Annotated in this window: 19 protein-coding genes; 9 read left to right on the top strand and 10 right to left on the bottom strand. The window is 44.8% G+C overall.

The annotated features are described in order from the left end of the window. Nucleotides 1–247 precede the first annotated feature (247 nt). The 4 genes from C9I43_RS00920 to C9I43_RS00910 all read left to right on the top strand — a co-directional run bounded on the left by C9I43_RS00920 (nt 248) and on the right by C9I43_RS00910 (nt 4,248). On the top strand, nt 248–1,384 hold the full coding sequence (locus C9I43_RS00920) for a M28 family peptidase (protein ID WP_107881522.1): 1,137 nt from the start codon (nt 248–250) through the stop codon (nt 1,382–1,384). A 195-nt stretch (nt 1,385–1,579) separates the two neighbouring features. After that, a complete protein-coding gene (locus tag C9I43_RS00915) occupies nt 1,580–3,499 on the top strand; it encodes a DEAD/DEAH box helicase (protein WP_076499126.1) in 1,920 nt (639 codons plus the stop codon). A gap of 151 nt (nt 3,500–3,650) precedes the next feature. Then, nucleotides 3,651–3,806 carry a hypothetical protein gene (locus tag C9I43_RS18860; protein ID WP_181317836.1) on the top strand — a complete coding sequence of 52 codons (156 nt, stop codon included), beginning with the start codon at nt 3,651–3,653 and terminating at the stop codon, nt 3,804–3,806. Nucleotides 3,807–3,873: 67 nt separating this feature from the next. Then, the gene (locus C9I43_RS00910; protein ID WP_107881520.1) at nt 3,874–4,248 is read left to right on the top strand and encodes a DUF6677 family protein; all 375 of its coding nucleotides are present in this window, start codon (nt 3,874–3,876) and stop codon (nt 4,246–4,248) included. A gap of 81 nt (nt 4,249–4,329) precedes the next feature. On the opposite strand, the gene C9I43_RS00905 is transcribed toward C9I43_RS00910, so the two are convergent. Then, nucleotides 4,330–5,520 (bottom strand): MFS transporter, encoded by a 1,191-nt coding sequence (locus C9I43_RS00905; protein ID WP_107881518.1) that lies wholly within the window; start codon nt 5,518–5,520, stop codon nt 4,330–4,332. Between the two features lie 177 nt (nt 5,521–5,697). On the opposite strand from C9I43_RS00905, the gene C9I43_RS00900 reads away from it, so the two are divergent. Together C9I43_RS00900 and dkgB are read left to right on the top strand one after the other, a co-directional pair. After that, nucleotides 5,698–6,579, top strand: coding sequence for a LysR family transcriptional regulator (locus C9I43_RS00900; protein ID WP_107881517.1), 882 nt, complete (start codon nt 5,698–5,700; stop codon nt 6,577–6,579). Nucleotides 6,580–6,726: 147 nt separating this feature from the next. Then, on the top strand, nt 6,727–7,566 hold the full coding sequence (dkgB, locus tag C9I43_RS00895; protein ID WP_107881515.1) for a 2,5-didehydrogluconate reductase DkgB: 840 nt from the start codon (nt 6,727–6,729) through the stop codon (nt 7,564–7,566). Nucleotides 7,567–7,588: 22 nt separating this feature from the next. Here the strand turns inward: dkgB and C9I43_RS00890 are convergent, their stop codons facing one another. Together C9I43_RS00890 and C9I43_RS00885 are read right to left on the bottom strand one after the other, a co-directional pair. Further along, nucleotides 7,589–8,203, bottom strand: coding sequence for an HAD family hydrolase (locus tag C9I43_RS00890; RefSeq protein ID WP_107881513.1), 615 nt, complete (start codon nt 8,201–8,203; stop codon nt 7,589–7,591). A gap of 35 nt (nt 8,204–8,238) precedes the next feature. Further along, complete coding sequence (locus C9I43_RS00885; protein ID WP_107881511.1) at nt 8,239–9,213, bottom strand: DMT family transporter; 975 nt, start codon at nt 9,211–9,213, stop codon at nt 8,239–8,241. 338 nt (nt 9,214–9,551) lie between these two features. Here C9I43_RS00885 and C9I43_RS00880 point away from each other — a divergent pair, with 338 nt between their 5' ends. Both C9I43_RS00880 and C9I43_RS00875 read left to right on the top strand, forming a co-directional pair. Beyond that, a complete protein-coding gene (locus C9I43_RS00880) occupies nt 9,552–10,358 on the top strand; it encodes a hydratase (RefSeq protein WP_107881509.1) in 807 nt (268 codons plus the stop codon). Nucleotides 10,359–10,531: 173 nt separating this feature from the next. After that, entirely contained in the window at nt 10,532–11,644 is a 1,113-nt protein-coding gene (locus C9I43_RS00875) for an energy transducer TonB (protein WP_107881507.1), read from the top strand. A gap of 18 nt (nt 11,645–11,662) precedes the next feature. On the opposite strand, the gene C9I43_RS00870 is transcribed toward C9I43_RS00875, so the two are convergent. The 7 genes from C9I43_RS00870 to slyA all read right to left on the bottom strand — a co-directional run bounded on the left by C9I43_RS00870 (nt 11,663) and on the right by slyA (nt 18,475). Continuing rightward, nucleotides 11,663–11,989 (bottom strand): cysteine-rich CWC family protein, encoded by a 327-nt coding sequence (locus C9I43_RS00870; protein ID WP_107881505.1) that lies wholly within the window; start codon nt 11,987–11,989, stop codon nt 11,663–11,665. 309 nt (nt 11,990–12,298) lie between these two features. Then, on the bottom strand, nt 12,299–13,291 hold the full coding sequence (locus C9I43_RS00865; RefSeq protein WP_146157128.1) for a DUF2971 domain-containing protein: 993 nt from the start codon (nt 13,289–13,291) through the stop codon (nt 12,299–12,301). A gap of 527 nt (nt 13,292–13,818) precedes the next feature. Beyond that, nucleotides 13,819–14,889, bottom strand: a complete 1,071-nt coding sequence (locus C9I43_RS00860; protein ID WP_107881501.1) for a c-type cytochrome — start codon at nt 14,887–14,889, stop codon at nt 13,819–13,821. A 10-nt stretch (nt 14,890–14,899) separates the two neighbouring features. Further along, a complete protein-coding gene (locus C9I43_RS00855; protein WP_076499149.1) occupies nt 14,900–15,523 on the bottom strand; it encodes a c-type cytochrome in 624 nt (207 codons plus the stop codon). Nucleotides 15,524–15,697: 174 nt separating this feature from the next. Next, on the bottom strand, nt 15,698–16,726 hold the full coding sequence (locus C9I43_RS00850) for a DUF2955 domain-containing protein (protein ID WP_076499458.1): 1,029 nt from the start codon (nt 16,724–16,726) through the stop codon (nt 15,698–15,700). A gap of 209 nt (nt 16,727–16,935) precedes the next feature. Beyond that, on the bottom strand, nt 16,936–17,994 hold the full coding sequence (locus C9I43_RS00845; RefSeq protein WP_076499151.1) for an HlyD family secretion protein: 1,059 nt from the start codon (nt 17,992–17,994) through the stop codon (nt 16,936–16,938). A 7-nt stretch (nt 17,995–18,001) separates the two neighbouring features. After that, nucleotides 18,002–18,475, bottom strand: a complete 474-nt coding sequence (gene slyA, locus C9I43_RS00840) for a transcriptional regulator SlyA (RefSeq protein ID WP_076499154.1) — start codon at nt 18,473–18,475, stop codon at nt 18,002–18,004. Between the two features lie 221 nt (nt 18,476–18,696). Between slyA and C9I43_RS00830 the strand changes: the two genes are divergently transcribed. Further along, entirely contained in the window at nt 18,697–20,598 is a 1,902-nt protein-coding gene (locus C9I43_RS00830) for a methyl-accepting chemotaxis protein (protein WP_181317901.1), read from the top strand. Nucleotides 20,599–20,670: the final 72 nt, after the last annotated feature.

Genomic DNA, 20,670 nt, shown 5'->3' with positions numbered 1-20,670 from the left:
GTTTGTATAAAAATAAAAAAGCGCAGTTGCCTCGGCTCTGCGCTTTTTTGTTAGCCCACGTTTTGCTGATTTTTTGCTGATGATTGTTAGAGATTAACTTAAATTACTCAATTACACGCTTCCCCAGTTACATTCAAATACGCTTAGGCTTTCGCTACATTTAACACAGGTTGAATTAACCTCAGCTTTAGGCAAAGATGAAGCCATCTTCAGATGAAGGTTTCATCCATAAGGACAAGCATCATCCATGCGCGATAGCATTCAATGGCCTGTCACTCGCCGTATTTTTCTAAGCCTGTATCAAGCCAGCTATATAAGCATAGCGCCTTTACTCAACGACCATCGCATTCGCCAACGGCTGGCTAATCTCAAGAATGCACGTATTTTAGGCCATCAGTTGCAAGACCTTAGTATGTTCATACTTGTCTGCTTGGTTAGCGCAAATCTCAGTGGTTGTGCTAATTCACTGGAAACCTGTGCGCCAAGCGAGCTCAAACTGACGTGGGGCAACCCTAGCGAGCTGCAAGCGACAGTCACCAAACTCAGTTCAGCAGAATTCGAGGGCAGAAAAACCCAAACCCAAGGCGCGGCTAAAAGTCGTGACTATATAAAGCAGAGATTTCAAGCATTAGGTTTACAGCCTTGGGGAACCGACTTTGTAGTGCCGTTTGAGTATCACACACCTTTCACCCTAAACAGCGGCGCCAATGTGATCGCTATCGCCATGGCACAAACGCCGACCAACAGATGGCGTATTGTTGTTGCTCATTATGATCATTTAGGCATGAGCGGTAGTCAGGTTTACCACGGCGCCGATGATAACGCTTCGGGTGTGGCAGCAATGCTAGCCATTGCCGCTCGCTGGCAACAGCAACAGCAACAGAGCTTGCCAACCCATACTTTGCCTAACGTCAATTTGATGTTTGTCGCGACGGATGCCGAAGAACCCGGACTCTATGGCAGCACCGCCTTGGTCGAGCAACTCAAAATCCGTTTGCCACAGGCAACATTTGAATTAATGCTCAATCTCGACATGGTAAGCCACCCAAGTAGACCCTATGCTATTTATCTCGAAGGTAGTCGCAACTTCAATCAGTTCAACCAATTCAAACCGCTCTTGAGTGAACAAAACCGATTATGCATTAAATTGAGCCACCCCAAGCCCATTGGCCGCAGCATACAAAATACTAATTGGTTGCAAGTGTCGGATCATTATCCGTTCAATAAAGCGAATATCCCTTGGTTATATTTAGGCGTGCCAATCCATCGGCAATACCACACGCCTGAGGATACCGTTGCGACAATCGACATCACTTTTCTAGCCGCGGTGACTGAATCAGCATTTGAACTAATTCAATTAAATGCCGAATATTTAAAGAATTAATGGGAAGTGGCGCGTTTCTTGCTCAGTTTCAACGAAAAAAATGCAGTAAACGGCGTAAAAAGTGTGACTCAGGTTGGTAAAGTGGCTTCTATGCTGCTATAATCCGTCCTTCGCGGGAAATCGACACGGGGTTGATTTTCTGTCTGTGCAACTTTAAGCGCCATTTCGCGCGCGCATCCACAAGGCTACAACCCAATGTCATCCGATGAAAGAACTTTCCGTGAACTCGGCCTATCCGAGAATTTGTTGCGTGCTCTTGACGAGCTAGGTTATGAAAAACCAACGCCAATCCAATCAGCCAGTATTGATCCACTTATGGCTGGCAAAGATATTTTAGGTCAAGCGCAAACAGGTACAGGTAAAACTGGCGCCTTCGCTTTACCCCTGCTAAATAAAGTCACCAGCCAAACTACACCGCAAATTCTAGTATTAGCGCCAACGCGCGAATTAGCGGTTCAGGTTGCAGAAGCTTTCAGTAGCTATGCCAAATTCATGAAGAATTTTCACGTGCTGCCAATTTACGGCGGTCAAAGCATGCAACAACAGTTGAATGCCCTAAAACGTGGCCCACAGGTTATTGTTGGTACGCCTGGTCGTGTTATGGACCATATGCGTCGTGGCACATTGAAACTCGATTCGTTACAAGCACTTGTACTTGACGAAGCCGATGAAATGTTAAAAATGGGCTTCATCGATGATATCGAATGGATCCTTGAGCACACGCCAAGCGAGCGCCAGTTAGCGTTATTCTCTGCCACTATGCCAGAGCAAATTAAGCGTGTTGCTAACCAATACTTACGCAATCCAATACATGTGCGCATTGAATCAAGCCAAACAACGGTTGAGTCAATCGAACAGCGTTTTGTACAAGTATCACAACACAATAAACTTGAAGCATTAGTACGCGTATTAGAAGTTGAAAACACTGAAGGTGTCATCATATTCGTCCGCACTCGTAACTCATGTGTTGAGTTAGCTGAAAAGTTAGAAGCTCGTGGTTATGCTTCATCACCTCTACATGGTGACATGAATCAGCAAGCCCGTGAGCGCGCAGTTGATCAACTGAAACGTGGCAAATTAGACATTCTAATCGCAACTGACGTTGCCGCCCGTGGTCTTGACGTTGAGCGTATCGGTCACGTAGTTAACTACGACATTCCGTATGATGCTGAAGCATATGTACACCGTATTGGCCGTACAGGCCGTGCTGGCCGTACTGGTATGGCGATCCTGTTTGTGACTAGCCGTGAAATGCGCATGCTGCGCACTATCGAGCGTTCAACTAACAGCCGTATTTCACCGATGAAAATTCCAAGCCCAGAGACTGTTGCAGAACGTCGTCTGTCTCGCTTAGGTGAGCAACTGGCTGAAACAATCAACGGCGATTTAGATTTCATGAAAGAAGCTGTTGCTCAATTGTGCCAACAGTTAGAAGTCGATACTGATCTGCTAGCCGCTGCATTATTACAGCAAGTTCAGCAGGAGCGTCCTCTGCAATTGCCAGCCATTCAAGAACGTGCTCGTGATGAACGCAGTGAGCGCACTGAACGTAGTAGCAGTGATCGTGGCGACCGCGGAAGTGACCGTGGTGGTGAGCGCAGAAGTCGCGAACCGCGTCCAATGCCAGCGAGCCTAGGCAGTGCTGAAGCGTTGAAAGACAACCCAGATTTGAAAATGTGCCGTTACGTGATCGACGTAGGTCGTGAGAATGGTGTAGGTGTGGGCAACATCGTTGGCGCTATCGCGAACGAAGCTAACATCGACAGCCGTTACATTGGCGCAATCCAACTTTACGATGCAGTGACCACTGTTGACCTGCCAGACGGCATGCCAAAAGACGTGTTACAACACCTACGTAAAGTCCGTGTTTGTGGCAAGCCATTGAACATCCGCGAAGCTGGCGATCAAGTATTTGTTGATTCTGGCCGTAGTGCTCGTTCAGACCGTCCTTCTGGTGACCGTAAACCACGTGGCGATCGTCCAACGGGTGACCGCCCAGCTGGCGACCGTAAGCCTCGCGCTGCTGCGACGGGTGACAAGCCATTTGCTGACCGTAAACCACGTGCAGACAAACCTGCCGGTGAACGTAAGCCACGTAAACCACGTGAAGACTAATCTAACGATTATCTAGCTAAGCTAGAGACTAAAAAAGGAGCCTAGGCTCCTTTTTTATTGGCTTAACATCGCACTAGCTCAAAGTACGCTCGCCAGTTGATATTTCAAGCTGATATAGTGAGTGCAAGAATGACTAGTTTAAGGATATAAAATGGATTTTTTAGCATTGATAACTTACCCATTTACCTCGGTACTGCCCGAACTCGCTAAGTCATGCCACAGAGATAAAACGTTATTAATCATGGTACTTGTCGGTTGCACTCTATTTGCGGGCTTTATTGGAATATTAGTCGCAATGGCAAATTAACTTGCAGTTAAGCCAACATGTCTATTAGTGTCGACTTAGTCTTTAGCAACGCATCTAGTGTATTTCGATGAAAAAAGCCCTTACCGCCGGACTATTATCCGCCTTCGTCGCCCCTGGCAGCGGCCATTTTTATCTGCAACATAAACGCAGTGCCCTAGTGTTTTTTGTATTGGCAATACTGAGCCTCGGTCTATTACTGCAACAAGTTATGCAAGTCGCACAAGTTATCTCGCTTGATATTCAAACCGGTGTTTTACCGCTGGATATGGGAGTAATTGCGGCCGAAGTGACTAAGCAAACCACCGCAACCATTCGTGATGGTGCAGATAAGCTGATGTACGGGTTTATCCTCTGCTGGCTAATTGCCATATTAGATAGCGTGCGCTTGGGGCTGAAGCAAGATAAGCAAGATGCAGCCGCCGCTAACAACGCGACTAACTAAATCTGTAAAACGCTATTCGACTCAAACTCCGTAGATAAGACAACAGAAAGACTTTCATTACTGTTAATCGCTAAACAGGACTTATTGAGAGGCCTCGCGGCTTTCAACTTGGCTTGATTGGGTATCTAAATAGCCACTGACACGAGTGAGTAACAGCGCACTAAATACCACCAGCGCACCAATCCAAGGAGTGTGCATTAAGCCTAAGTTGGTCACGATTATCCCTCCGCCCCACGCGCCTAAAGCGATACCAACATTAAAAGCAGCAATATTTAAACCTGAAGCTACATCAACCGCATCGGGAGCATAAGTCTCAGCAAGTTTTACCACATACACTTGTAAACCTGGAACATTACCAAAGGCAAACGCGCCCCAAACTAAGATGGTCAACACAGCCATAATCGGGTTACCTGCGGTAAAGTTAAACACCAATAGCACAGCGGTGAGGCCTGCAAAGATATAGCTCAGGGCTTTTACTGGACCCATTTTATCTGCCATCTTTCCACCCCAGATATTGCCAAAGGCAACGGAGACACCATAAACCAACATGATGGCGCCAATCGCACTGGCATTAAAACCTGTAACTTGCTGTAAAATCGGCGCAAGGTAAGTGAACGCCACAAAGGTGCCACCGTAACCCACGGCAGTAATCGCAAACACTAATAACAATCTCGGCTCACCCAATACTTTGACCTGCGTAAGTATTCGGGCTGCGCTAGCTTGCTTTAGGTTATTTGGCACTAAAAATGCGCTGCCGACTAAGGCGATAAAGCCCAGTAAGGCCACCGCTAAAAAGGTCGACTGCCAGCCAAACGTCTGGCCTATATACGTCCCCAACGGCACGCCAGTCACTAAGGCAACGGTTAAGCCAGTAAACATAATGGCAATCGCGCTCGCAGCTTTTTCTTTGGGAACTAAGCCGGTGGCGATGGTCGATCCAATTGAAAAGAATACCCCATGGGCCAGCCCTGTCAGGATCCGCGCAGCAATTAGGGTTTCATAACTCGGCGCCTGCCATGCCAACAAGTTACCCAGTACAAACAGTGACATCACTGATAGCAAGACTGTTTTACGATTCCAATTACCCGTTAATGCCGTCAGCACAGGTGCACCAATCGCCACACCGAGGGCATACAAACTCACCAATAAACCCGCTGAGGGCAGTGAGACATTCAAATCCTGCGCCATAGTTGGGAGTAAACCCACTATGACAAATTCTGTGGTTCCAATGGCAAAGGCACTGAGCGTCAATGCGAGTAAAGCTAAGGGCATAATAGTGTTTATCCAGTTAAGTTAAAGCGTCTGTGAGCGAATATTGATGAGCTAACACTCGACTCACGTTCAGATGGGGCTATCATGACCACAAAGGTTATTGCTAAAAAGAGTGATTTTTACAAATGATTTTTGCTATAAGCGTAGTTAATCACCTTTAAACTTGGAGACAACTAAGTGCTAACACGATCCGATGATTTGCAGATTTTATTGACGATTGTAGATACTGGTGGCTTTTCGGCGGCTGCCGAGGCGCTGGATATTCAAGTCGCACGGGTATCGCGGGCGATCACTCGCCTTGAAAGCCAACTGCAAGTGACACTACTCAACCGCACCACACGCCGAGTCGAACTCACCAACGAGGGACGGCAATTTGTTGATGCGGTACGTATAGGATTACAAACGCTGCAGCAGGCCGAAGAAGATCTCGTCGCCCGTGGTGAGCGCCCTAAAGGTCGTTTAAGAGTCGATGCAGCGAGCCCTTTCGTACTGCATCAAATCGTGCCCTTAGTGCAAGAATTTAAGCAAGCCTATCCCGATATCGAGCTTGAAATCACCTCCAATGAAGGTTTTGTCGATCTGATTGAGAAACGTACCGATGTGGCGATCCGTATCGGCAAGCTGACTGACTCGACTCTGCACGCCAGACCGCTGGGTAAAAGTAAGCTGTATATTGTGGCCTCTAGTGCATACTTAGCGCAGCGCGGCCTACCAAAGAATATTAGCGATCTGCCCCACCACTGCCTTATCGGCTTTACCGGTTCTAAAGTGCTCAATCAATGGCCCTTAAAAGGTATCGATCAAATTACACCTAACGTGCGCGCCAGCAACGGCGAAACCGTGCGCCAATTAACCTTATCGGGCAATGGTATCGCTTGTCTGTCGGGCTTTATGGTTAACAACGATATTGCCACGGGACGATTAGTCCCATTGCTTGAAAGTGAGCACGTGACCAATGTCGGACGGGAGCAAGTAAATGCCGTCTATTATAAAACCTCAACCGTGGCGCGGCGGATCTCGGCTTTTATCGATTTTATCCAGCCCAGATTGAGTCTGTAAAGACACGCGGCTAAATTGGCTATGAGTAAAGAGTCGCACAGCATTATTGTGATATTGGCAAATATGATTTGTGTTTTATCGACTTTATTGGCAAAGCTTGATAGGCGAAAGTAGCGCCATCACCATTCATTCAGTATTGGAAATATTATGACTCATGCACAGATAGACTCGACCGTATCTCATCCATTAGCTATGCCCATGCTCGGCACCGGCACTTTTAGACTCAAAGACCAAGCAGCAGTTGATGCTGTACTAATGGCTCTCGAAGAGGGCTCACGCCATATCGATACCGCACAAATCTACGGTAATGAAGCCGCCGTTGGCGAGGCAATTAAGGCTTCTAGCGTTCCCCGTGATGAACTCTTTATCACCACTAAAGTTTGGACAGAAAATCTAGCCGCAAACCGTTTCGAAGCCAGCGTTATCGACAGCTTAACCGCGCTACAAACCCAGTATGTTGATTTGCTATTAATCCATTGGCCACTTAAGGATGAACACGTGCCGATGGCAGATTACCTCTTATCATTAAAAACCATGCTAAATAAGGGTTTCACTCGCCGTATTGGAGTATCGAATTTCACTAACGCCCAGTTATCCCAAGCGATAGAGATATTAGGTGAAGGAGTAATTTTCACCAATCAAGTAGAAGTGCATCCGTATTTGGTTAACACAAAAGTGACAAAGTTTTGTAAGCAGCACAATATCTTAGTGACGGGCTACATGCCTTTTGCCTACGGCGCTGTATTACAAGATGAGTTAATTACTCAGATTGCTAAAAAACATGGCGTCACCACAGCTCAAACCATACTCGCTTGGTTAAGACAGCAAGGATTCGCCACGATTCCTTCATCGACCAAACGTGAGAATATTCGCAGCAACCTAGCAACAGCCAAACTCATGTTATCTGCAGCGGAAATCGAGGCAATCACTGGATTAGATCGCAATCATAGGGTGGCCAATCCAGACTTCGCCCCGCACTGGGACTAAGTTCAAAACAGACTAACAAAATCTAGTCACCCACTGCCCACGCTTCAATAAAACGATGGTAACAAGCTACTAGCATGTCGGCATCAAGGGCATAATCGGGGATAGTTTCGGGGCAATAAAGGGCGCAGCGGCTACCTGCATTTTGGGCAGTTTGCAGATCAAATAGATAATCGCCCACATATAAAATATCTGCAGGCTCTAATTGCCACTGCTGGCAAATAAGCTCAATGCCTTCAGGGTGCGGCTTAGGCTGCGCATCATCGCGGGTTAACACCAATGCGATATCGATGCCGAGCTTATTGATAGTGATTTGCGCTGCTTCTGGCATATTGCGGGTCAAAATAGCCAAGGGCAGCGATTTAGCCTGTAAGTATTCGATAAGCTCCTTAGCGCCATCTATCCAACTGGCGTTAAGTGAGCTTTGTCTTTCATACTCATGGACTATCTCAAATGCTTTATTACGCACCTCGCCTTCACTGAGGCTATTAACATGGGCCAAAATATCCGTACCAGAATCAATGCCTAGCTCGCGGCGCAGCCCGGAAAAATCAGGATTCGAATGCGCTAAAGTGCCGTCAAGATCGAAGATGACGCCACGGATATCTTTAAGTTTTACATCACTGAGTCGTGTAATCACAGACCTTTCCCATAGGTAAAATATTTATCTAAACGTTAGATTACTTGCATACGCTTTAGCTGACGATTGCGATAAAGCGGTAATAACTGAACCACCATCACCGACATTATGATTACACCAATCCCCAACAGCGATAATCCATCTAATTCATCGGCATGAAAGACTTCAGGCCACCAGCCCACCGCGACCACGATAGCTGTCGCACTAAAACTAAATACTGGCGTTAAGGCTAACATTGCGCTCACCTGCGCCGTCGGCCAATATTTCATTGATTGTCCAAAACAGCCATAAGCTATTAAGGTATTGGCGGCGCAAAATAACACTATCTGCCACTCAAAGCTGTCCATCTCGGCAAACTGACTAAGATCGCTAAAGGGAGCCATTACGAAAATACCTAAGGCATAGAGCACTAAAAGCACATTGGCAGGTGATAATCGATTTAGTAATGACTTTTGCAATAAGGCATAACTGGTCCAAGACAACGCCGAGAATTGAATAATCATCACTCCAATCCAAACTTGATGATTGTTCGTGGCTGAAAAGTTTAAATTAGGATGGAAAAACATCAGCATACCTAAAGCTAAGGTCGCAAAACAGCTGAGTTGCACTGCGTTAAGCCGTTCCTTGAAAAATAGCACACCACCAAAAGCTAAGAAGAAAGGCGATGTTTGGAAATTTAGCTGGGCAGCACCAGGCGCGAGATAATCGAGGGAGTAAACAAAAGAAACATAATTAAACATCAAGAACATGCCCGCCAGCACCAATCTTAACCAAACTTTGGCATCGAGCGCGGCAAATTGCTTAAGGCTGCCCGCGCTCCATTGGATCAATATACTGACTAACAACGCAACCAGAAAGCGGAACCACGTTAGTGTTACCGGATCGATAAAAGCACCTGATAGTTTTAAGGCTATCGGCAATATGCCCCAAAACAACACGGCAACGGAGATAAAAATAAGCCCGAGTTGAGCATGATTATTTGCCTGTGGGGCATTAAGGTTGAGATTCACGGATGAGTCCAATAGAGACCACGAAATGGGCTGCCATTCTGGCACTGAGTTAAGCCAATATCTAGCCTCTTATTATGGAAAGATAAGTGCTAGGTTGGATACTTTAACTGACATTGCTGTTACATGAGTAATATGTGCGATATGAGTTTAAATCGCTTAACGTTTTTGGGGTGTTAGCCCTCATCCTTAATTCTACAGCGATTGATTTTAAATCTATGCGGACATTGCCATTTCCAGTGATAGCATTAACCGAGTATATTTGGCCGACTAAAATGGCTTATCGGCCACCTTCTTTTATGCCACATCTTTATAGGCAAACTGTTTAAATAGGAAAGTTAATGCTATCTACCGTCACTCTCGAGCAAGTACAAAGGTGTATTAAGCCCGCCGCAAAAGAACTCGCCAAGCGGCGTGCTGCAGGCACAAACGGAGATTTACTTAACTCAGAACTAAGGCCAACAAACTTCGAGCAGGCCTTCGCCATTCAACAAGCCGTGGCAGAAATATTTAGCACTACCGACAACAATCCTATCGTAGCGTGGAAATGCTTACTGCCCACTGCCGAAAAAACTGTCGTTGCGCCTATTTATCAACATGATGTATATCAACAATCGGCCACTTGCCCACTGTATGCATCGAATCAACAACTGGCTCGCGTCGAACCCGAACTGGCTTTTGAGATAGCTCGCGATTTGCCGCCAAGAGCGACGCCTTATACCGAAACTGAAATCGATGCGGCTTTAGGTAACACTCGCTTAGCGCTTGAATTGATAAAAAGCCGCTACCACACGCCCAGTGAAGCGACCTATTTTGATGCCCTAGCCGATGGCTTAGTTAATCAAGGCTTGTGGTTAGGCCCAGTGCTTAACGTGCTAGAGGGTTTAAATACCAGTGGTTTTGAGCTCAAGGTTAATATTCAAGATGGCGACACACTGCAAAAAACCGCCATTCATCCCAATGGCTCCGCTAAAGCAGGGCTCTACTGGCTGGTTAATTTTTTATCAACCCAAGGTATTGGCTTAACTCAAGGCCAATATGTGATTACCGGCTCCTACGCGGGCGTACTTGACTTGCCATTGGCGCAAATCTGCCATTTTGAATACGGCGCACTTGGGCAGTTTTCAGTCGAATTTATCACTAAATAACCTCTTAAAAGACCAATAGGCGAGCCTACGCTTCACTCGGATCGCCTATCGGTCAAATTAATTTTTTCTCGCCCCTATTCTCGCCCCTCAAAGCACAACAAAAACAAAACAAATTTGTCTCAAAACGCGCACCTATGTATCATCTAGATTCATCAATAATAAGGATATACATTATGTCGCATGGAAAAATGCTGCCAATCGCCTACTTTCTTGCCCTCACTTTAGGCACCTCTTTTATCTTACACGCCTCTGAGAATAGCTTTGCTAAAGCCTATAGCGACTATCAAGCCGCTGTGGAAAAAGGCGATACTGCGAACATTGAAGCGAGTGCTAAAACGGCTTACCAACTCGGTGAGGCTCAGTATGCCAAAGATAGTATCGACTTAGCCAACCTCGCTATAAACTGGGCCAGTGCGATAGAAAATCAAGTCGCGCCAAACCCATTTATAGAAACCCATTTTCAGCAAACCGCCAAGGCTAATGAATTATATAAACTCGCGCTTGCTAACTATAAAATCCATTATGGTAAGCAAGCATTTGAGCTTATCGACCCCTTACTCGGCGCAGCGCAAACAGCCGCCAAAGCCAAAGTAGCGAAAGACTATTTCCTTGATGCTATGGCGGTTGCAGAAAAATCTGATAATAAAAAAGTTCTAGCCGATGTGAAAATGGCCGCGTTCAGTCGCTTATCCAAAACCGAACTCTACACTCGAGACGTAAGAAACTATGTCTTCGATGCTTATGATATTTATAAAGAAATTTTACCCGAAAATGCATTAGAGAGGGTTAAGGCCACCTATATTGTTGGCGCAGTTGAGTTTGCAGACAAACATGACAATAAAGCCGAACCTTTATTACTCGAAGTGGTTAAACAGTTTGATGCACTTAATTTCAGTCATCCCTATGCCTTAAGTGCCCACGCTTATTTAGTCGAACTTTACGAACGTCAGAATAAACGCGAGCAATCCACAGCCCATTGTATTGCTATCGGTAAAATGCGCCCATGGGCCGACGCACAGGAACAACAACCTATTTTCCGTACCGTACCAGACTATCCAATGTCCTATGCCCAACGCAAAAAAAGTGGCTGGGTAGAGTTGAATCTCACTATCGATGAGATGGGATTTGTTAAAAATCCCGAGATCACTAACTCTGAAGGGGGCGCGTTATTCGAAAAAGAAACATTGAAAATGATCGATAAGTGGCGCTACGCACCTAAGTTTGAAGATGGTAAACCAGTCACCGCACAAACTATGGTTCGAATCGAATACAAGATTGATAAGTAACTATCCATAAGTAGCCCGTTACGTTAGTTCATAGCCTAGCCCATCGACCACTCTCGATGGGCTTTGTTCATCTTGCGTTCTAAATAAACGCGAATTTCCCCCTTGTTTTAGTAGGCTTAAACAGACTTGGCAAATACATGCATCGGTAGACGCTAGTTGTAAACTTAATACCTGAGGCTCATCTAAAGCTTGCTCTTGCAAGGCGGCCAAAGGTGGGAACACCTGCAGCGCGCACCAACAATCCTCAATGCCCTTACCCAAAATCACCGCACATTGATTCGCACCTTGGCACAGCGGGCAAATTTGTGCAGCTTCTAACTTAGGTTGTTCCAATGACTGAGACACGGTAATCCTTATTGCAAGATAAGTTGTTATAGCGCGGAGAGCATAATGGTTTTTCAATAAGTGCGAGATAGATTATTCAATGAAGCAAGGTGCTCATGTCAATTCAGCGTGCAAATTAACGCCTCAGTATTTCTTATCCTTCAATTGGTTATATTCATCAAGTTATCTAACTTAAATGATATTTGGGTGTATTCATTTGGCTCTGTGAGCGGCATTCCTGCGCTATAGCAAGTGTGTTCGTAGATGCATACTTGGTGGTTACTGAGTCATCTATCAATATAATGCTTTACACAGTGCCAGCTTTAGCTATCAAACTAATTTATCTAAATGAGACAATGCATCATAGAAACCCTTGATAGGCTCCATTCTTATTTCAGAGTCAATGACATCAACCGATACACCCAATTCATTACATAGTTGTTTTACTGAGTTCTTGAACCATGGGTCTGAATATGGCGAAACCACGATTTTATCGATTAGTGTTTCTAGTTTTACACCTAATAATGCTCCCACCTCACTGTTGACGCTGCTCATAGTCAAATCAATATTCTCATTCCAAGCCACTACTCTAAATTCGTTTTCAAAAGTGTACGGTTTTGATTTGGCAATGAAAGGGGATATAGGATCAATAGAGAATTCATGATCTATATGGCTAATGTAGTTAACTTCACGAAAGTCTATGTTTTTAAATAAGTTACTGGTAGCTATAGAAGCCTTTAATTTTTCCACTGTTGTAAAGATGCAAACTGAATTTTTGTCACTGCCGTATATTTTCCACATGGCAGAGCATTCATGTGGTGATTGATGCCAGCAACTAACGTATAGCCATTGTTTACATATTGGAAATAGTTGCTCAGCTTCGTCACATTGATATACACCGAATAGAGTTTCGAATTTTCTCTCACGGAGTTCATTTTGAGCTTTATGGGCAGCAGTCGATCTTTCTTCTCTTTCATCTTGGGATTCGTTATAACTTGGCCATGCTAAATTAAATGCAAAATCAAACGTTTTCGGAGCATTAGATACTTTGAAAAAATCAGATACTGTTAATCCGCCTTCCAAAGCGTCATCGAATGCCGCCATCTTAGCTAAGTAGATAGATTTGGTTTGCAGTAAACTCACAAATTTAGGCAAATCCATATACCTTTGAAGAATCATCAAAGTTACTCCTGTTCTAATAATGACTAAATTACGTCCACAGCTGCGCGTACGAAAGGCGATGCGGCCTTTGTTTGTTGTACGGTTATAACACATAGCGATGAGGGCATAAACGGTGTCTTTTTTAGACTCAATGGACGTCACTGGATCATTCATATCAATAGAGAAATACAGAAACGTGTATCAACCATCTGTTTTATATAACTAAAAACTTAAAACAGCCACTTAGGTAACTCGGAGAGGGTTAAACTCCCCCGATATGTTTTGCGTACTCAAGATAGTTTAATGACCCATTAATTACTAAATTCTCTGTATTTTAAACCAACAGGTTACGCAAATGCTCAAAAGGCGAGTCATGGTGATTTGCGAGACGACCGTCCGCCCCATGGCCGCTTTTTGGCATCCATGCCATCACGGTATTTGTGAATCCTTTCACATCAGACGGGCGGTCGAGCATCCAAGGATGGACTGGCTGCGTGTCGGTGAGAAAATGCCATGACAAGCCGATACTAGTGGGCTAAATCACTCAGTACTAATACCCTGAAATCACAGAGCACTTAGTACAATTGACCAATAAAAAAGCCAGCAAGGCTATAGGCTTACTGGCTTTTCTGTCTAACTGATTCACTCGCTTTATAACATCACACGAGCACTGAATGAGAGCGGCTCAACTATGACTTTTTCGGAAAAACAGGATAAGACTCAGTGCCTAACACTTTGCCATCAACAGTGAGACCATAGTAATCGCTGTCATTATGGTATTTGTCTTGAGCCTGTTTGACATCACCTTTGCTACGCGGATCCTGTGGGCGCTCGTGGGAGTTGATATAAGCTGCAACATCCCAAGCCTGCTGGTTAGTCAACTGCATGCTCTTACCAAAGGGCATATTCTCATAAATGAAAAATGCAGCGGTGTTAACTCTGTGCATACCTGCACCCCAGTTGTAACTTTTAGGGCCCCACAAAGGTGGCAATGCATATACGCCTGCTATCGCTTGACCTTGCCCCTCAATACCATGGCAAGTTTGGCAATGAGCTACATAAACCTCTTTACCTCGTTCAGGTGAATAAGCGAGTTCAGGTTTTGGAATTTCAGGATAACCACGACCCGGCAAGTTAGCACGCTGATCGACAGTCATCGCCTTGGCAAGTATCTCTGGTAACGGGAAGTCTTCACGCTTAGCACCTTTCACTAACTCAGCATCGCTCAGCTCAGGGACTGGACCACTGATTTTGGCTTCATCCATCAAGCCGCCCATACCCAACCAATAAGCGTAGGCTGAAATAGCGACTAACTCAGGGCTACCCGAAGCAGGAGCTTTACCATTCATCGAATAGTTAAAACAGCCTTGGATACGCTCTTCAAAGCTACTGACTTTATCGTCTTTTTTACGATAAGCCGGATAAGCGAAATAAGCGCCCCATAACGGTGAGGCATTAGCTTTGCGGCCCGCGTCCATGTGGCAGTTAGCGCAGTTAAGCTCGTTACCTACATACTTGTCTCGCAGCTGCTGAGTATTAACAAACAACTGGTAACCTAAACGTACCTTATCGCCAAAAGCCCCATCAGGGATTGCACTTAAGGGTCTAAGCGTTAAATAGGCTTGATCTGGCATTTTAGGGAAAGAAGGCAGCGGGGCTTGTTTATCAGGACGCTCTGGTACCTGTTCCGTTGAAGAGGCTTGCGCTTGAACGGTTAACAATCCCATCGCAGCCAGTAGTAACATTGCTGAATATTTCATGGCCGGTTCCTTATTTCAAATTGGCAAAGTAAGTTGCTAAGGCGTCAACCTCAGCAGCGGTGAGCTTGTTGGCAACATTCGCCATCATGCCATCAACATCACCTTTACGCGTGCCATCTTGCCATGCCAGTAACTGTGTTTTGATATAACTGGCTTGTTGGCCCGCTAAGCGAGGAAATAAGCCGCCACCTAATGCAGAAGGACCATGACATGTCACGCAGGCTGGTAAACCACGTGACCAATCACCTTGATAAGCTAAGCGGGCGGTATCGTCAGCAAAAGTAACCTGTTTACCGCGGATAACTGGCGTAACCGGGGTCTTAACTTGCTGGGCTGAAAAATAGCTGGCGACTTGCTCAATCCCGTCACCTTGAAGCGTCATTGCCATTGGCATCATAGTGGCATTTTGGCGGATACCCTGTTGAAAATGATGTAGCTGCGTTGAAATGTATTCTGATGAGAGTCCAGCTAATCGAGGGCCAAGCGGTTCAATACCCTCACCTTGTGCGCCATGACAGCTGACACAAAGTTGTGCTGATGGAGGCATAACGCCTGTGGGTTGCACAGGAGCATCCGAGGCGGCGGCATAGCCACTGACAAGCGTCAGGCTAATGACCAATGTGGTAATCTTCATTTGCGTTCCTTTAAAAGGGGGTGAAGCTCTAAAGCATAGGTGGTTATTATTGTTTATGCTTATTTTTAGCTAAGCATAAAGTACAATTACGTCTTATTTATTATGTAGTAAAAACCGTATTGATTTATTTTTGCCGTCATCAACTGCAAAATGGTCTCACTAGTTTAATACACACTAATAACCAAAACGAGTTGATTCAAAACGATTCAATATTTTATGGATTAAGTAACACATAAATAATGTGGCGACGATGGCAATAAGAATACTGCTCACCCGATAAAGGGCGCTAAAGATAAGATCATTGCCTGGGGTGAGATATTGCCCAAATAGAATACCTAAGGTTGTCAGCGCGCCAAACCCAACTCCTGAGCCATTGGCTTCTCTAACGTGTGCTTGGCTAAATAGCATTAATCCTATCCACAACAAGGGCACAATCAATAGCAATAATCCCGACCAATCATAAAGAAACAACTGTACTAACACTCCAAATGACACGCCAAGTAACGTACCAATGGCACGTTTACGGGCATAATCCAAGGCGCCATCCCAATGCATAGGAAACAACAATAACAAAGTTGTCGCTTGGGCTGACATAGAGTCTCGTAAATTGAATATTTGGAATATTAAAAAAGAGGCCGTTGCAATACTGGCCCCCAGTAATGCCTCGTGCCGCATACGATGTGGCGCCTTAGGTCCAGGCTTATAAGCCGCTCTGGGCTCTACATCTGGCCAAAGTGCTGTCATTAAATAAGCTATCGCCACTGAGAGTACCGTGGCCCAGAAATTACTAAATACTAAGTCATTTAAATCGGTATTTGGGTAACTGGCAAAATGCAGCATGATGCTCAAACTCAGCACGCCATTGGCACCAAATAGAAATAAACTACCGCGTGACATGGCAGCAAAACGATATAAAAACAGTAAAAAAACGATCGGTGTCATTAATCCTGGATGACTACCAAAAAAACCACCGAGTAATCCAACTTCAATACCCGCCATTACCGATGAAGCTAATAGTTGGCGCATGGCATGACCGCTCATCACCGGTACTAATCCAAGCAATAGCATAGGTGTGACGGTAAAAAAAACGCCATTACTCCAGCCGAAAATTTTGCACAGGGTAAAACCAATAGTACCGCCCGTCGCAATGCGTAAGCACTGGCGTAAATCGTTAGCAGTCAGTGGACTATGGCGTAATAACAACATACAGCTCGCCTTGTATTAATTTTGTGTTCATCGTAAATCTATATCCACAGTGCTGCTTACCTAGATTGGTACTCATCTACATTGCAACTCATTTAAAGTGATCTTGCTTGGGGTAAACCCCCTGTATTTGGGGGGAAGCAGCATCCATTAATTAGGTCAGTTTTTTTAGAAATAACCTAATTACGCGGCCGACATGGAGCATAAATTTAGTAGATATAATGCAGCACACTAATGACTTTTATTTGTAACTTAGCTAACAGACTAAATAGACCATTTTCAGGTAATAGTTGTACCGTCGCGCGCGCTCCAGCGGGGAGGTTATTTAATGCATTACCCTCTAACACTAAATGCAATCTTAAACGCTGTGCATCGCGTACCCAGCGATCTGATTCTTGTGGTGCAGCTAAACGGCCATTCGCATCAAACTGCCCTGCACTCACCCCAGCATCAACACTGCTCACTTGTGCACGATAAAGTCGACCAGGTTCACCATCAAAAGCAATCAAAGCAATAGAAGATGCAGTAATACCGCGTAAACTTTTTTCACGAAAATCAGCAATAATATCAACTTTATCTGATACCAATGCGAGAAGTGGCTGTCCAACAGAAGCAAAGCTACCCACTTCAAGTTGTAGATTCGTTACCACACCATCCTGATCAGCATGGATTTGCGTATAGGATAAGTTAAGTTCAGCTTGTTCTAAGTGATTTTGTGCTTGGCGCACTTTAAGATTGCCGTCACCATAAACGCCACGGCTCACTTTTAACTTTTCTAAACGGGCTTGCGCCGCGAGTAAATTCGCTTCCGCGGTAGCAGCATCACTACTGGCCTGATCGCGTTGCTGTAAAGAAATACCGTGGGTGACATATAAGGTATCAAGACGTTTAGCTTCACTGCGTTTTTGCTGCGCCGTCGTCATACTGGCATTCACATCCGCTTTAGCGGCTAAGAGTGAAGCATCTAACTCTGCGTTATCTTGCCAAACTTGCTCTAATGCTAACTTAGCTTGGGATGCTGCCAATAAATAAGGCGCAGGATCGACCTCGAATAATAAATCCCCTTTCACGACGGTCTGATTATTAGTTACCGCTATTGTTTGAATTTTACCATTAATTTGTGGCGTGACTTTTGTCACTACACGGGTCGCCATAGCCTGAGGTGTTAAGGGCATCACAGTGTCTGCAAACATAAAATAGCCAAATATCAGCACGAAACCGAGCATTGCTATTTTAACTAAGCGGGCAAATTGTTGATCCGGTGTCATCTTTTTCTCACTCAATTATTACCGGCGCGGTGGCCATTTTCGCTAACGCATTGTGGCTAATTAGTCCAATAATGCGTTCAAATTCATTAAGCTCAACGGCACTAATGCCCGTTAGCAATTCACTACGTACTTGAATAATCCGTTTTTCTACTTGCGTTAATACATCACGCCCCGCTGGCGTCAGGCTCACAATCCTTGCGCGTTTATCCTTTTTACAGCTATGGCGGCAGACTAACCCTTGCTCCTCTAATTGACCTAATGTGCGCATTAAAGACGCTAATTCAATTTCGAGTGCATCGGCGAGCACTTTTTGGCTCACATTGTCACCTAAACGCAATAGCTTCCAGAGCGCTGTCCAGCGTGGATGAGTTAACTCTAGCGGTGCGAGTTCAATATCAGCCACCGTGCGCCATAGTCGATGTAAACGCCCTAGATTTTCTGCCAGCGATAACTCTTTAAGCCGCTCTAGTTCAGTATCCATGTCATCATCCATTTACTTAGCAGGCTAAGCATTATACTTGCTTAGCCTGCTAAGTAAATATTTAGAATTAAAAAAACTTGTGTGCTACAGATCACAAAATGACCCCGAATAAAAAATATCAGTTAAAATGACTTATGCCATCGTAAATCTGCAATTGATGCATCCTTATAATTGCAGGCAAGTAAATAAGATTGATATATCCAACTGGGAAATTTACCGTGATAAACCTAAAAATTAGTTCGAGGATCGTAATTGGTATCTGCTTATTATTGTTAGCAATGATGGGATTTATCTTGCCGTTCGTACTGTCAGAATTCAGCAATCAGGTTGAAAAGTCCGAACAACGAGAACTACAAAAGTTATATGAAACCGCCGTTGCTGAAATTACTTCTTCAGGCAAGCTTGCGCAGGCAATGGCAACAATTATTTCATTAACACCTGAAATTCAAAGCGACTTTGCTGAACAAAACCGTGATGCACTTGCTGCGCGCACTTTGCCAATATTTAAACAATTGAAGCAAGAATTTGACGTACAACAATTTCAATTTCACACCTCACCCGCCACTTCTTTTTTACGATTACACCGCCCAGAGAAATTTGGCGATGATCTCAGCGCTATCCGTAAAACAATTGTTGAAACCAATACGCAAAAACACTCATTAAGCGGTCTGGAGTACGGTGTTGAAGGCTTAGGTATTCGTGGTTTAGTGCCGATGAATTATCAGGGGAACCATACTGGCTCAGTCGAATTAGGTATGTCATTTGGGCAACCTTTCTTTGATAACTTTAAACAGGCCTATCAAGCAGATATTGCTTTGTTATTACCAGAAGGTAATGGATTCAAACCCTTTGGCGCTACATTTACACCAGATACTCAAGCAGTTAGTGAGCTTAAAGCGGTCATGCAAGGCAACAAAGTCAGCCGAAAAATTACCTTAAATAACACTTCTTACGCGCTATATCGTCACGCCATAAAAGATTACTCAGGGCAAATATTTGGAGTACTTGATATTGCAATGGACAGAAGCCACACCGAGCGAGCCATTGCTAATATTCGTTTAAAGCTATTACTAATTGGTTTAGCCGCACTCTTTGTCGGTACAGGTATCGCTTGGTTTATCGCTAAAAGTATTACTCGCCCTATCGCAGAAACAACCGCTGCCATGAATGATATTGCTGAAGGAGAAGGCGATTTAACACGTCGAATGGTTATTACAAGCCAAGATGAAATTGCCGAATTAGCACAGGCGTTTAACCGCTTTGTCGAAAAAATTCACTCTACCGTTTCACAGGTTTCTGACTCGACAAATTTACTGGCAACCTCGGCCGAAGAAATGTCGGGGATTACGCGAGAAACCCAGCAAATGGCGCATCGTCAGTATCTCGAAACTGAACAAGTTGCCACCGCCATGAACGAAATGGCTGCTACCGTTCAAGAAGTCGCTCAAAACGCGACCGATGCTGCTGACGCCGCTAATCATGCCGATGAGTCTACTGAACAAGGTAAATTGGTGGTACAAAAAGTCGTCGCAACGATTAACATCCTCGCCGAAGAGATTGCAAATGCGGCCAACGCAATCGATGATTTAGAGCGGAACACCACTGAAATTGATTCAGTATTGATCGTTATTCGTAATATCGCCGACCAAACCAACTTACTTGCACTTAATGCCGCAATTGAGGCCGCTAGAGCCGGAGAGCAGGGACGAGGTTTTGCGGTAGTGGCCGATGAGGTTCGCACTCTTGCCAGTCGCACCCAAACCTCAACCTCTGAAATTCAGCAGATGATTGAAGTCTTGCAACAAAAAGCCAAGTCGACCGTTGCCGCTATGAAGACCAGCACCACTACGACGCAAAATTGTGTCGAACAGGTGCATCAAGCAGGTGAAGCTCTCGAAGCAATTACTCATGCGGTATCAACGATTAGCCAAATGAATATTCAAATTGCCAGCGCAGCAAATGAGCAATGTGCTGTCTCGGCAGAAATTAATCAAAACGTAAATAACATCAATGATATTGCCAATAGCTCAACCCAAGCCGCACAACAAACAGCGCAGGCAGGTGATGAACTGGCACAACTGTCAGCACGCTTACAAACCCTAATAGCACAATTTAGGATCTAGCAATTATTAACCTAAAAACAAAAACGCCGCATTATTATTGTGCGGCGTTTTTTAATCTGACCTTCCCAACCT

Source organism: Shewanella morhuae (assembly GCF_003028295.1).
GTDB lineage: Bacteria > Pseudomonadota > Gammaproteobacteria > Enterobacterales > Shewanellaceae > Shewanella > Shewanella morhuae.
Note: the sequence above shows the minus strand (reverse complement) of the source record. Positions and strands in the feature narration are given on the sequence as shown.

Bases quoted from the DNA above. Each gene is read 5' to 3' on its own strand.
- C9I43_RS00920 (WP_107881522.1), top strand. From the start codon at position 248: ATGCGCGATAGCATTCAATGGCCTGTCACTCGCCGTATTTTTCTAAGC.
- C9I43_RS00915 (WP_076499126.1), top strand. From the start codon at position 1,580: ATGTCATCCGATGAAAGAACTTTCCGTGAACTCGGCCTATCCGAGAAT.
- C9I43_RS18860 (WP_181317836.1), top strand. From the start codon at position 3,651: ATGGATTTTTTAGCATTGATAACTTACCCATTTACCTCGGTACTGCCC.
- C9I43_RS00910 (WP_107881520.1), top strand. From the start codon at position 3,874: ATGAAAAAAGCCCTTACCGCCGGACTATTATCCGCCTTCGTCGCCCCT.
- C9I43_RS00905 (WP_107881518.1), bottom strand. From the start codon at position 5,520: ATGCCCTTAGCTTTACTCGCATTGACGCTCAGTGCCTTTGCCATTGGA.
- dkgB (WP_107881515.1), top strand. From the start codon at position 6,727: ATGACTCATGCACAGATAGACTCGACCGTATCTCATCCATTAGCTATG.
- C9I43_RS00880 (WP_107881509.1), top strand. From the start codon at position 9,552: ATGCTATCTACCGTCACTCTCGAGCAAGTACAAAGGTGTATTAAGCCC.
- C9I43_RS00875 (WP_107881507.1), top strand. From the start codon at position 10,532: ATGTCGCATGGAAAAATGCTGCCAATCGCCTACTTTCTTGCCCTCACT.
- C9I43_RS00860 (WP_107881501.1), bottom strand. From the start codon at position 14,889: ATGAAATATTCAGCAATGTTACTACTGGCTGCGATGGGATTGTTAACC.
- C9I43_RS00855 (WP_076499149.1), bottom strand. From the start codon at position 15,523: ATGAAGATTACCACATTGGTCATTAGCCTGACGCTTGTCAGTGGCTAT.
- C9I43_RS00845 (WP_076499151.1), bottom strand. From the start codon at position 17,994: ATGACACCGGATCAACAATTTGCCCGCTTAGTTAAAATAGCAATGCTC.
- slyA (WP_076499154.1), bottom strand. From the start codon at position 18,475: ATGGATACTGAACTAGAGCGGCTTAAAGAGTTATCGCTGGCAGAAAAT.